Source organism: Undibacterium sp. RTI2.2, from assembly GCF_035018705.1.
GTDB lineage: Bacteria > Pseudomonadota > Gammaproteobacteria > Burkholderiales > Burkholderiaceae_D > Undibacterium.
On the sequence record NZ_JASJXN010000014.1, the window covers coordinates 1 to 13,665 of the forward strand.

The following is a 13,665-nucleotide window of genomic DNA, read 5'->3' on the forward strand; positions in this document are numbered from 1 at the left end:
CCGTTTGAGGTTTTTTATAATTTGGATATACTCCCCCTAAAACTTACCTCCCGTTGCTCTTCGTAGCTGAATCCGCCATGTCTTATTGTCCAAATATTATTTGGACGATTAAAACATACTGATGGTGAGTATATTCTATGGGAATAATAAATGTGATTAAATCCTGCCCGATATCAACACCCAAATAGCAAGTTTAAGCACGAAAAAAAGCTCTTGGTGCTAACGTGCACCAAGAGCTTTTTTGGACCAATTCAACTATTAGGACTTACGCAAAATTGTCCCGGCAAGGCGTAGCGACGAAGATAGTACTGTAGCACAGCTAGGAGCTACAACGCAGCCGGGGCGATTTTGCGTAAGTCCTACTGATAACAACTAATTACTTTTTGCGCATAGGCGGCAAATCAGTACAGACGCCTTTGTAGACTTCGGCAGCCATCCCGATAGACTCACCCAAGGTCGGATGCGGATGTATCGTTTTGCCGATATCAACTGCATCTGCGCCCATTTCAATTGCCAATGCGATTTCGCCGATCATATCGCCTGCATGCGTGCCAACAATACCGCCACCTACAATGCGTTTGGTTTCTGCATCAAATAACAATTTGGTAAAACCTTCATCACGTCCATTGGCGACTGCGCGGCCCGAGGCTGCCCAAGGGAAATGGCCTTTTTCAAGCTTAATGCCTTTAGCTTTAGCTTCGTCTTCTGTAATACCGACCCAGGCGATTTCTGGATCGGTGTAGGCAACAGAAGGAATCACGCTCGCATCAAAATAGGCTTTCTCACCGGAGGCGGCTTCTGCAGCAACATGCGCTTCATGTACCGCTTTGTGTGCCAGCATAGGCTGACCGACCAGATCGCCAATCGCAAAAATATGCGGAACGTTAGTGCGCATTTGCTTATCCACGTTGATAAAGCCGCGGTCGGTGACGCTAACACCTGCTTTATCGGCAGCGATTTTTTTACCGTTAGGACTGCGGCCAACTGCCACCAACACCAGATCGTAAATTTGTGACGCTGGTGCAGCCACGCCGGCCTCTGCTGCTTCAAAGCTGACTTTGATACCTTCTGGAAGCGCTTCAACCGCAACGGTTTTTGTTTTCAACATGATATTGTCGAAACGTTTTTCGTTGAACTTTTGCCAGACCTTTACCATGTCGCGGTCTGCGCCTTGCATCAGGCCGTCCATCATTTCAACGACATCGATACGTGCGCCTAATGTGGAATACACGGTTGCCATTTCTAAGCCGATGATACCGCCGCCAATTACCAACATACGTTTAGGCACCTGACGCAATTCCAAAGCGCCGGTGCTATCAACGATACGTGGATCAGCCGGAACAAAGGGTAAGTTCACCACCGACGAACCAGCTGCAATGATGGCTTGTTTGAACTGAACAGTTTTCTTAGATCCATCAGCGGCAGTGACTTCAATATGATTCGGGCTGACGAATTGACCTGTACCTTGTACTACATTGACTTTGCGGGCTTTAGCCATGCCAGACAAACCTGTCGTCATTTTTTTGATGACGCTTTCTTTGTAGCCACGCAATTTATCAATGTCGATCACAGGTTTGGCAAAAGTCACGCCATGCACTGCCATCGAGGCGGTCTCATCAATCACAGCGGCGACGTGCAGCAAGGCTTTGGACGGAATACAACCGACATTCAGGCAAACACCGCCAAGGGCTGCATAGCGTTCTACCAGCACTGTATTCATCCCAAGATCAGCAGAACGGAAAGCGGCTGAATAACCACCGGGACCTGCGCCTAAAACCATCATGTCGCATTCCACATCCACTTTACCGGTGTAGCTGGATGCGATTGGTGCGGGGACGGCGGAGACGACAGGAGCGGCGGCGGACGCCACCTGTGCAGCAACTGGTGCAGATACTGATGCTGGCGCGGCCGCAGATGCACTTGCGCTAGACACTTGGCCTGCGGCTTCTACCAGTAATAACAAAGCACCTTCGGCAACTTTGTCACCGACTTTGATTTTAATTTCTTTGACCACGCCAGCGTGGCTGGATGGAATTTCCATACTGGCTTTGTCCGACTCTACCGTGATCAGTGATTGATCAACTTTGATGCTGTCACCCACTTTGACCATCAATTCGATGACTTCTACTTCTTTAAAATCACCAATGTCTGGGACTTTAACTTCTACGATGCTGGACGCCGTTGGTGCTGATGGTGCTGTTGGTATTACTGGAGCGCTGACAGCGGCTGCAGGAGCAGCTGGAGTGGCAGGAGCGGCTTGGGTTACTGGCGCTGCAACTTCTGCTGCACCTGCTGCCTCCAACACCAGCAGCATACTTCCTTCTGCTACTTTGTCGCCCACTTTGATTTTTAATTCCTTGATGACACCGGCGTGCGTGGAGGGAATCTCCATACTCGCTTTGTCCGATTCGACCGTAATCAGGGATTGATCGACCTTAATCGTATCGCCCACTTTAACCAGTAATTCGATAATTTCTACTTCTTTAAAATCACCGATATCAGGTACTTTGACCTCAATTGTGCTCATGTATTTTCTCCGCTCACAGCAAGGTTTTACGCAGATCAGCCAAAACATCGGCTAAATACGCGGTGAACTTGGCAGCCATTGCGCCATCAATGACGCGATGATCGTAGGACAGGGATAAAGGCAACATCAAGCGTGGAATAAATTGCTTGCCGTCCCACACTGGTTTAATCGTCGATTTAGACAATCCCAAAATAGCGACTTCCGGTGCGTTGATGATAGGTGTAAATGCCGTACCACCAATCCCGCCCAAAGACGAAATCGTAAAAGTAGCGCCTTGCATATCAGCTGGCTTCAGCTTGCCGTCACGCGCTTGTGCAGACAACTCACCCATCTCGACAGCGATTTGCGACAAAGTTTTTTGGTCTGCATTTTTGATCACAGGAACAACCAATCCGTTTGGCGTATCAGCTGCAAAACCGATGTTGTAATACTGTTTGAGTATCAGGTTTTCTCCCTTCCCATCCAAGGAGGCGTTGAAGGCTTTAAATTTCTTCAAAGCGGCGACGCTAGCTTTGATGACAAAGGCCAGCATCGTTAGCTTAACGCCCGATTTAACCAAAGCTTCGTTGGACGATTTACGGAAATCTTCCAAGTCAGTAATGTCAGCTTCATCGAACTGCGTTACGTGCGGAATCATCACCCAGTTGCGATGCAGATTAGGGCCGCTGAGTTTTTTGATGCGGGACAAAGGCAACAATTCGGTGCTACCAAATTTGCTGAAATCCAGTGAGGGCCAAGGCAACAAATCGAGACCAACACCGCTGCCATTTTTTGCCGGAGCAGAAACAGCCGATACTGCTGTACTACCAGCCATAATGCCTTTGACGAAGTTTTGCACGTCCAATTGCGAGATACGGCCTTTAGGTCCGCTACCTTGCACGCGCAAGAGATCAACGCCAAGTTCGCGCGCAAATTTTCGGATTGACGGTGATGCATGTGGCTTGCTGCCATCGGCATTGCTGACAGGAGTTGATGTTGTCGCTGTGCTAGCTGGTACCTCAACCGCAGCGGCGGCAACTGGCGCAGCTGGTGCTGGCGCGGGTGCTAATGCAACTGGAGCTGCCGGTACGGTTGCTGCTACTGGCGCAGCTGCCGGAGTAGTTGCCGGAGCAGTTACCGGAGCAACATCGCCAGACGCCTCAACCACAACGAGTAAAGAACCTTCGGCAACTTTGTCGCCGACTTTCACTTTAATTTCTGTCACGACGCCAGCATGGCTGGAGGGAATCTCCATACTGGCTTTGTCTGATTCGACCGTGATTAATGATTGATCAACCTTAATGGTATCGCCAACCTTGACCATCAATTCAATCACTTCTACTTCTTTGAAATCGCCGATGTCCGGCACTTTGACTTCAATCGCACTCATAGTTTTCGCTCCGCGTAAATTATTTGAGAGAGGCGCATCACTTGCTGAGTGCGCCCTTCTTTGCTCATGCTTACTTAGGTAACTAAATTAACCCAGTTAACTTAGACAGTGACCGGATTAGGTTTGTCTGCGTTGATGCCGTACTTTTCAATAGCCTGGGCAACAACAGAGGCAGACAACACACCTTCATCAGCCAAGGTTTTGAGTGCAGCGATCACCACGAAATAGCGATTGACCTCAAAGAATTCACGCAATTTTGCACGGCTGTCAGACCGACCAAAACCATCCGTACCCAAGACTTTGTAGCTACGACCTTTTGGAATGAAGGCGCGTACTTGTTCCGCAAAGGTACGCATGTAATCGGTAGAAACGATTATCGGACCTGCCGTATCTTTTAAGCATTGCGTAATATGAGCCACACGCGGCTCTGCCGTTGGATGCAACATATTCCAACGTTCTACATCCTGACCATCACGGGCTAATAAAGTAAAGCTTGGTGCAGACCAGACATCAGCCGCGATACCAAAATCATTTTGCAACAATTCTGCTGCAGCAATCACTTCGCGCAGTATCGTGCCAGAGCCCATCAGTTGTACTCGGTGCTTGGTCACGCTCTCGGATTTTTGCAACAGGTACAAACCTTTGATGATGCCTTCTTCTTGTCCCTCTTTCAGTCCCGGATGGCTGTAGTTCTCATTCATCAGCGTGAGGTAGTAAAACACATCTTCCTGATTTGTGACCATACGGCGCAAACCATCATGCATGATGACCGCGACTTCATGTGCGAACGTCGGATCGTAAGGTACGCAGTTTGGTATGGTCGAAGCTAATACATGACTGTGACCGTCCTCATGCTGCAAGCCTTCGCCGTTCAGAGTGGTACGGCCGGCGGTACCGCCTAACAAGAAGCCGCGAGCACGCATATCCCCGGCGGCCCACGCCAGATCACCAACGCGTTGCAGACCAAACATGGAGTAGTAGGTATAAAACGGAATCATCACGCGGTTGTTGGTCGAGTATGAGGTCGCAGCGGCGATCCATGAACTCATACCACCCGCTTCATTAATCCCTTCTTGCAAAATCTGACCAGCTTTATCTTCGCGGTAATACATCACCTGATCTTTATCGACTGGCTCATACAATTGACCAACCTGACTGAAGATACCGATCTGGCGGAACAAGCCCTCCATACCAAATGTGCGGGACTCATCGACCATAATTGGTACGACACGCGGCCCCAAGCTTGCATCGCGTAATAAGGCAGTCAAAATACGTACATACGCGGCAGTGGTAGATATTTCACGACCTTCAGCGGTCGGTTCCAGCATCGCTTTAAATGCCGACAACTCAGGGACGATCAGTTCTTCATCGGCTTTTTGACGGCGTTGTGGCAAATAGCCGCCGAGCGCCTTACGACGTGCTTGCAGGTACTGCATTTCTGGCGTGTCGTCAGCAGGTTTATAAAAAGGAATACCTGGCAAATCTGCATCAGCGATTGGCAGTTGGAAACGATCGCGCATTGCTTTAATCGCTTCATCGTCCAGCTTTTTGGTGTTATGCGCCGTGTTACGTGCTTCACCCGATTTACCAAAACCAAAACCTTTAATACTCTTGGCCAAGATTACGGTCGGTTGCCCTTTATTTTCTTGTGCCACTTTAAATGCAGCATAAATTTTGTGGGGATCATGTCCACCGCGAGTCAGGCGCCAGATGTCGTCATCTGACATTTTGCTGACCATTTCCAATAACTTGGGATGCTTGCCAAAGAAGTTCGCACGAACATAAGCGCCATCTTTGGCTTTGTAATTCTGGTACTCGCCATCGACAGTTTCCATCATGACTTTTTGCAAGATACCGTCTTTATCTTTAGCGAGCAACTCATCCCAACCGCTACCCCAGATCACTTTCACCACATTCCAGCCTGCGCCACGGAAATCTGATTCCAGCTCTTGAATGATCTTGCCGTTGCCACGTACCGGACCATCAAGACGTTGCAAATTACAGTTGACGACCATCACCAGATTGTCCAGTTGTTCGCGACCCGCCATACCAATCGCACCCATAGATTCTGGCTCATCCATCTCACCATCACCGCAGAATGCCCAGACTTTACGCTTCTCAGTATCAGCGATACCACGTGCATGTAGATACTTCAGGAAACGTGCCTGATAAATCGCCATTAAGGGACCAAGGCCCATTGATACAGTTGGGAACTGCCAAAAATCTGGCATCAGTTTTGGATGCGGGTACGACGACAAACCCTTGCCATCGACTTCGCGACGGAAATGGATCAGTTGATCTTCGGTTAAACGGCCTTCTAAAAAAGCGCGGGCGTAGATACCTGGAGATGAATGGCCCTGGATATACAGTAAATCGCCACCGTGATCTTCGGTCGGCGCATGCCAAAAATGGTTGAAGCCAATACCCAGCATATTAGCCAGTGAGGCAAAACTGGATAAATGACCGCCCAGATCACCATCAACGCGATTGGCCTTAACTACCATTGCCATCGCATTCCAACGCATCATAGAGCGCAACCGCTCTTCAATTTCCAGATTGCCGGGGCAATGCTCACCCAGGTGGGCCGGGATCGTATTGACATAAGCCGTGTTGCTGGAAAACGGGATATGGGCACCGCGACGACGTGCCAGATCCACCATGCGCTCCATTAGATAGTGCGCCCTTTCCGGACCTTCTTTATCGATCACAGACTCCAGCGCGTCAAGCCACTCGGAGGTTTCCATAACATCGGGATCATTGACGGCTTGCGCCAAAACTTGGTCGATCTGGGGTGAAGAAGTTGACATCTGCTGGGTCTCCTGATAATGCGCTTTCGAAGCGAAGCGCGGTGGCGTATCGACAAATTAGTGCTTGTTTTTAAATCATAATAATTCTTTGCGGAGGTATTTTAACAGCAGTTTTTAATTTTTCAAATAGCGATATTTGATTTCATAATGTGATATTTTGGTTGCGGTGCAATATAACTTAGGACTTACGTAAAATTGTCTTGGCAAGGCGTCGCGATGACGACAGTAATCTAAGCTGGGGCGGTTTGGCGTAAGTCCCACACTGTAAAAATTAGACGTCCAATGGTTATGTGCCTCCTAGCCTGTTTTTGGCTTGGAGGCACATAACCATTGGACATTCATTTTCAAACTTTTAATATCTCCAGCGAGTCAATGTTCTCCAGCAACACAGCGCATAATTTATAATCTCGGCTTGATCTTCTTTTGCAAAGCCCACCATGACTGCCCATATCATCAGCGGAACACAGCTCTCCCAAGAAATTCGTACCGAAGTCACACAACGAGCGGCAGCACTCACAGCGCAAGGCAAACAACCCGGTTTGGCGGTGATTCTGGTAGGTGAAAATCCAGCGTCGCAAGTGTATGTGCGCAACAAAGTCAAAGCCTGCGAAGACTGCGGCTTTTACTCTGTGTTAGAAAAATACGATGCCGGTTTGAGCGAAACCGCCCTGCTCGCGCATATCGCAAGACTAAACAATGACAGTAAGATCAACGGTATTTTGGTGCAATTACCTTTGCCAGCGCATATTGATGCGAATAAAGTGATTGAAGCGATTGCATCAGAAAAAGATGTAGACGGATTTCATATCAGCAATGCAGGCCTGCTGATGACGGGGCAACCGCTGTTCCGCCCTTGCACACCGTATGGCGTGATGAAAATGCTGGAATCAATCGACTACCCTATTCGCGGTGCCAACGCAGTCGTCGTCGGCGCATCCAATATTGTCGGTAAACCACAGGCAATGTTGCTCTTGCAAGCGGGCGCGACCGTCACCATCTGTAATTCTAAGACACGCGATTTAGGCTCCCATACCCGCAACGCCGACATTTTGGTGGTCGCCACTGGCAAGCGCAACATCGTGACTGCTGATATGGTCAAACCGGGTGCAGTAGTATTGGATGTCGGGATGAATCGTGATGAAGAAGGCAAATTATGTGGTGACGTTGATTACCTTCATGTCAAAGAGGTCGCTGGCTACATCACTCCCGTCCCTGGCGGTGTGGGCCCAATGACGATTACGATGCTATTGGTCAACACGATAGAAGCCGCAGAACGCCTTTAAGAACTCCTCAAGAATTTAAACGAATTTAAAAGCTGACTGGAACAACAATGACGCAACAAAATCCCCTGCTTGACTTTAGCGATTTACCACGCTTCGATGCCATCAAACCTGAGCACATAACGCCAGCGATTGCCTTGTTATTGGAAGAAAATCGTGCAGTGGTTGCACAACTGGAGGCGGCAACAGATCCCGTCACGTGGGACAATTTTGTTGAGCCTTTAGAAAACGCGACAGAAAAACTCGGTCGCGCCTGGGGCATTATTGGTCACCTCAACGGTGTTGCAGATACGCCAGAATTACGTGCCGCGTATAACGAGAACCAGCCCATTATCATGGAGTTCTGGACCGCTTTGGGTCAAAACCTTGCGCTGTTCGACAAGTACAAAGCCTTGCAATCTAGCCCGGAATTTGCACACTTTACGCCAGCAAGACAAACCATCGTCAACAACGCTGTACGCGATTTCCGTCTGGGTGGAGCCGAATTATCGGACGACAAAAAAGTCCGCTATGCAGAAGTACAAGAAAAACATGCCGCACTTTCTACTAAGTTTTCAGAAAACGTACTAGATGCAACTAATGACTACAGTTTGTTCATCGATAATCTGGACGAGTTAAAAGGCTTGCCTGACGATGTGTTACAAGCAGCAAAATCGGCTGCTGAAAAAGACGGTAAGCCGGGTTGTAAATTTACGCTGCATTTCCCGTCTTATTTCCCACTACTGCAATACGCAGATAATCGTGCCCTGCGCGAAACGATCTACCGCGCCAATGCAACCAAGGCATCTGAGTTAGGAAGCAATCCCGAGTGGGACAACACTGAGATCATGACTGAATTGCTAGCCTTGCGCCAGGAAGAAGCTCATTTGCTGGGCTATCACAATTTTGCCGAGGTATCGCTGGTGGCCAAGATGGCAGAAACGCCAGCGCAGGTCAGTCATTTCTTATTAGATCTGGCGAACCGCGCCCGCCCTTTTGCAGAAAAAGATTTAGCGGAGTTACGCAGTTTTGCTAAAGATCAATTGGGCATCGATGATTTGCAATCCTGGGATACGACTTACGCCTCGGAAAAACTGCGTGAACAACGCTATGCTTTTTCTGAGCAAGAATTGAAACAATATTTCCCAGAGCAGCAAGTCGTCGCAGGCTTGTTCAATGTGATCGAAACCTTGTTTGCAGTAGAAATTTGGCTAGACCATGCGCCAAGCTGGCATCCTGATGTCAAGTTTTATCGGCTAGAAAAAGCTGGCAAACTCGTCGGACAGTTCTACCTCGACTTATATGCACGTAGCGGTAAACGAGGCGGCGCATGGATGGATGATGCACGTGGCCGGCGCCGTACTGCCACCGGTATACAAACGCCAGTCGCATATCTGACCTGTAATTTTAGCGAGCCAGTCACGACTAACGGTGTGACCAAACCTGCCCTGTTCACGCATGATGAAGTGATTACACTGTTCCATGAATTTGGTCATGGGCTGCATCATTTATTGACGCAAGTCGAGGAGTTGTCCGTTTCGGGCATCTCCGGCGTGGAGTGGGATGCGGTCGAATTACCATCTCAGTTTATGGAAAACTTCTGCTGGGAATGGGATGTTTTGCAAGGGATGACAGCTCATGCAGAATCAGGCGAGCCATTGCCGCGCGCGCTGTACGACAAAATGATTGCTGCAAAAAACTTCCAGTCAGGTATGCAGACCCTGCGTCAGGTCGAGTTTTCTTTATTTGATATGCGTCTGCATGATGCGATTGGCTCTAACCAGCAGCAAAATGTACAAGCGATTGCAGATGCGGTACGAGCACAAGTGTCGGTATTCAATCCACCAGCGTTTAACCGCTTTCAGCATTCTTTCAGCCATATCTTTGCAGGCGGTTATGCAGCGGGTTATTTCAGCTATAAATGGGCAGAGGTTTTGTCTGCCGATGCGTATGCGGCATTTGAAGACGCCAGCGCAGCGGAAGGCAGTACACTGTCACGTAAAGTGGGACAACAATTTCAGTCACAAGTATTAGAAGTCGGCGGCTCGCGTCCAGCACTAGAATCTTTTAAGGCGTTCCGTGGCAGAGAGCCTGCGATTGACGCGCTATTACGCCACAGTGGCATGGCTGCCTGACGTTTATAGAGAACACGGAGAATATGATGAAACAGCAAATATCAATACCTACCCGGCTCTTACTAATCAGCACAGTGTTAGGTGTATTCGCCATGGGCAGTGCCCAGGCGCAGTTATATAAGTGGGTTGGTGCGGATGGCAAAGTCACTTACAGCGACGTACCGCCGCCACCTTCTGTGAAGCAAGTGCAAACCAGATCACTGGATAGCGGTGAACCTGCCAGTAATTTGCCGCCCGAGTTAGGCGCCGCAGCAGCAAAAAACCCGGTGACGCTCTACACAGGTCCCGATTGCAGTCCTTGCAACGAAGGGCGCGCTTTTCTGAAAGGAAGCGGTATTCCTTTTAAAGAAAAAACGGTCAAATCCGATGACGATGTAAAAAAACTCAAAGAAGTGAGTGGAGATACTCAGCTGCCAGTATTAGTTATTAACAGTAGCAAATTCCGAGGTTTAGATACCAGTGAATGGCGTACCGCGCTCAGTAGTGCGGGCTATCCAGAAACGGACAAACTGCCAAAAGATTTCAAATATTCAGCAGCAGAAGCGGCCGCACCAACACCAGCTGCAAAACCCAAGGATGCTGCCAATAATGGGAACAGCAGCAAAGCACGGCAAAAAAATCTGCCTCCGGCTAACACCAATAATGAAGGCGGATTCCGTTTTTAAGCTTAACTTTTAGGTTCAAGAGCTTCGCTGCAACAATAAAATGACAATAAAATAAAAACAAATTTAAAGATCAAAAATGATGCGGATTGATTTCCATAGCAATGTACCCGACAAGCTGAACTACACATGCCGCCTGATCCGTAAGGCCAGAGCGGCAAATTGTCAAGTGGTAGTATTTGATAGCAACCGGGCACAGTTAGATGCGCTGAATAGTGCGCTATGGACGTTTTCAGAAATCGACTTTTTACCGCATGTGATGCAGGGCGATGCACTGGCGACTCATACACCAGTGATCTTGACGGATGACGTCACAGCGATATTTCCGCATCATCAGTTATTGATTAACTTAACGGCAACTACACCCAGCCATTTTGATCAGTTTGAACGCATGATAGAAATCATCGCAACGGACGATGCCGCTACCGCCGCAGGACGGGAGCGTTATCGCTTTTATCAGCAACAAGGACATACTTTATCCCACACCAATGCCAATGCGCCTAACGGCGCTGCAAAAGTAAGGTAATTAAGTACAGCAGAGTAAGCTAAGTTATTCCCCACAGCCCTTCATAAGTTATCACGTCAAATGAGCAATCAAATCGATGCCAGTATTCCGGTACTTACCGAAATTATTCAACCCGGCACGCAATTCTCCCCGGCAGTCGCCCCTGGCACTGCGACGATAGCTGCGCCAGTCAACCAGATTACTGGATCAGACGTAGTATCGAACACAGCACCAACAGCAATGCAACTCAGCGAAGAAGACTGGCAAAAGCTAGAGCAAACCTTAAGAGAAAATGTATTACGTCAGGTGTTATCAAGAGTTGATTTTGTGCTGGAGCATCGTGTACGCGATAGTCTCGCTGATGTATTACAAACCGCCGTCGAGAGCCTGGCAATCGAAATTCGTGGTGGTTTACACAAAACAATGGAAGAAGTAATCACCCGTGCGGTGACACAAGAGATCACTAAAGTCAAAATTACAAAATAAAAAATAATTTTCGATTATTTTTGTTTTATAAACACAATTCAAAAAATTACTTTTAAAAATAAAAACATTTGCCCTCTGATTGATTGCATTAATAAGCAATAACTTTCTACAATCTCGCTATCGCGAATTCCTCGCAAAACTGTCGCTCTAGGAGATTCTCCCCATGAAAGTTATCGTTCTCGGCTCTGGCATTATCGGCACCTCTTCTGCCTGGTTTCTCAAAAAGCAAGGTCATGATGTTACTGTGATCGAGCGTCAGCCCGGTGCGGCACAAGAGACCAGTTTTGCCAACGGCTGCCAGATCTCTGTCTCTCACGCCGAACCCTGGGCGAATCCTTCAGCACCACTTAAAGTCTTAAAATGGTTAGGCAAAGAAGACGCGCCTTTACTATTCCGCCCACGGGCAGAATGGTTGCAATGGCTCTGGGGCATGAGTTTTTTACGCGAATGCACACCAGGGCGCACAGCAGACAACATCCGCCAAATCGTGGCGATTTCTGAATACAGCCGTCAAACCTTGCAAGCAGTTCGTGCTGAAACAGGCATCGACTACGACTGTCTAACCAAAGGTATTTTGCATTTTTATACTGACAAAAAAGAATTTGATGACTCCTTACCAGCCGCAAAATTGATGCGCGATCTCGGTTGTCAGCGTGATTCAATCGGCGCAGACGAAGTCGTACGCATCGAGCCAGCACTTGCCAGTATTCGGGACAAAATCGTCGGTGGCGATTACACAGAGACCGATGAGTCCGGCGATGTCTATAAATTTACTAGCGGCTTAGCTAAAAAAGCTGCCGAAGCAGGTGTCGATTTCCAATTTAATACTAGCGTTACTCGCTTACTGACCGAGGGCAGCGGCTCGTCGGCTAAAGTTGTCGGCGTCGAAGTCATTGATGCAGAAGGCCGTCATAAAGTCTTGCGCGCGGATTCTTTTGTAATGGCAATGGGCAGCTTCTCACAGCCATTGTTAAAGCCTTTGGGCGTCAATCTGATGATTTATCCAGGCAAAGGTTATTCCGCTACCTACCAGATCACCAATCCTGACGAAGCACCAACGGTTTCGTTGACTGATGACGGCTATAAATTAGTTGTGTCGCGCCTGGGTGACCGTTTGCGCGTTGCCGGCACTTGCGAGGTCAACGGCTATGGCCGTGATTTAAATACGGCTCGTTGCGAAGCAATTACCCGCCGCACCCGCGAATTATTCCCGAACGCCTGCGACTACGAGAATCCAACCTACTGGACCGGTTTGCGTCCGTTGACACCATCCAATGTGCCATACATCGGCAAGACCAAATACAGCAATCTTTACCTCAACACAGGTCATGGCACTTTGGGTTGGACAATGGGTGCGGGATCAGGTCGCGCGATTGCAGATATCGTTTCTGGACACTACCCTGAAGTTGATTTTGCCTTCACTGGCATCGCCAGACGCAACCCTGGCAGAATATTGTTGCCGGCATAAACGCTAGATGAAATCAAGTTACTTGCCTGGTATTCAGCGAATTAATTAGCAAATTAATTAGCAAATTAATTAGCAAAAAGCCTTATAGATCATGATGGTCTATAAGGCTTCTTATTCGTCTTACAATGCAACAAGTGCGACTGAATAATACGAAAATAATACCGAGAAACAGATAAGCGTCTGGACATTTTCAGCTCATCTTACGATATAAACAGGACTGGATGATTACGCGCGCCAATGGCATACTTGTAGTATGTATATATTAATTGTCCATGTAATCATTGGACGATGACTCAATTTTAAAATGGAAAATGGGGAGTATATTAAACCCAGATTTTCCATTGGAACAGCGACATGTGTGCCTTTGGCGAACTGACTGGCTAGACGCGACGACGACGCAAGCTGCATCTTGCTAGGAGGAGCAACAACGCCAAGCAGTTCGCCAAA

Annotated in this window: 9 protein-coding genes; 6 read left to right on the forward strand and 3 right to left on the reverse strand. The window is 48.3% G+C overall.

All coding sequences use genetic code 11. The features are described from left to right. Positions 1–376: 376 nt before the first annotated feature. The 3 genes from lpdA to aceE form a co-directional block, all read right to left on the reverse strand. A complete protein-coding gene (gene lpdA / locus QN395_RS09440) occupies positions 377–2,527 on the reverse strand; it encodes a dihydrolipoyl dehydrogenase (protein WP_322119156.1) in 2,151 nt (716 codons plus the stop codon). 13 nt (positions 2,528–2,540) lie between these two features. Continuing rightward, complete coding sequence (gene aceF / locus QN395_RS09445; protein WP_322119157.1) at positions 2,541–3,896, reverse strand: dihydrolipoyllysine-residue acetyltransferase; 1,356 nt, start codon at positions 3,894–3,896, stop codon at positions 2,541–2,543. Between the two features lie 101 nt (positions 3,897–3,997). Then, the gene (gene aceE, locus QN395_RS09450) at positions 3,998–6,703 is read right to left on the reverse strand and encodes a pyruvate dehydrogenase (acetyl-transferring), homodimeric type (RefSeq protein WP_322119158.1); all 2,706 of its coding nucleotides are present in this window, start codon (positions 6,701–6,703) and stop codon (positions 3,998–4,000) included. 437 nt (positions 6,704–7,140) lie between these two features. Here aceE and folD point away from each other — a divergent pair, with 437 nt between their 5' ends. The 6 genes from folD (at position 7,141) to QN395_RS09480 (ending at position 13,218) form a co-directional block, all read left to right on the forward strand. Continuing rightward, on the forward strand, positions 7,141–7,986 hold the full coding sequence (gene folD, locus QN395_RS09455; RefSeq protein WP_322119159.1) for a bifunctional methylenetetrahydrofolate dehydrogenase/methenyltetrahydrofolate cyclohydrolase FolD: 846 nt from the start codon (positions 7,141–7,143) through the stop codon (positions 7,984–7,986). A 47-nt stretch (positions 7,987–8,033) separates the two neighbouring features. Next, on the forward strand, positions 8,034–10,097 hold the full coding sequence (locus QN395_RS09460) for a M3 family metallopeptidase (RefSeq protein ID WP_322119160.1): 2,064 nt from the start codon (positions 8,034–8,036) through the stop codon (positions 10,095–10,097). A gap of 23 nt (positions 10,098–10,120) precedes the next feature. Continuing rightward, positions 10,121–10,762: a glutaredoxin family protein gene (locus tag QN395_RS09465; RefSeq protein ID WP_323492810.1), complete on the forward strand. Its 642-nt coding sequence runs from the start codon at positions 10,121–10,123 to the stop codon at positions 10,760–10,762. 76 nt (positions 10,763–10,838) lie between these two features. After that, positions 10,839–11,285, forward strand: a complete 447-nt coding sequence (locus QN395_RS09470; RefSeq protein ID WP_322119162.1) for a DNA polymerase III subunit chi — start codon at positions 10,839–10,841, stop codon at positions 11,283–11,285. Between the two features lie 60 nt (positions 11,286–11,345). Further along, entirely contained in the window at positions 11,346–11,750 is a 405-nt protein-coding gene (locus QN395_RS09475) for a hypothetical protein (RefSeq protein ID WP_322119163.1), read from the forward strand. A gap of 163 nt (positions 11,751–11,913) precedes the next feature. Beyond that, a complete protein-coding gene (locus QN395_RS09480; protein ID WP_322119164.1) occupies positions 11,914–13,218 on the forward strand; it encodes a D-amino acid dehydrogenase in 1,305 nt (434 codons plus the stop codon). The last annotated feature ends 447 nt before the right edge of the window (positions 13,219–13,665 follow it).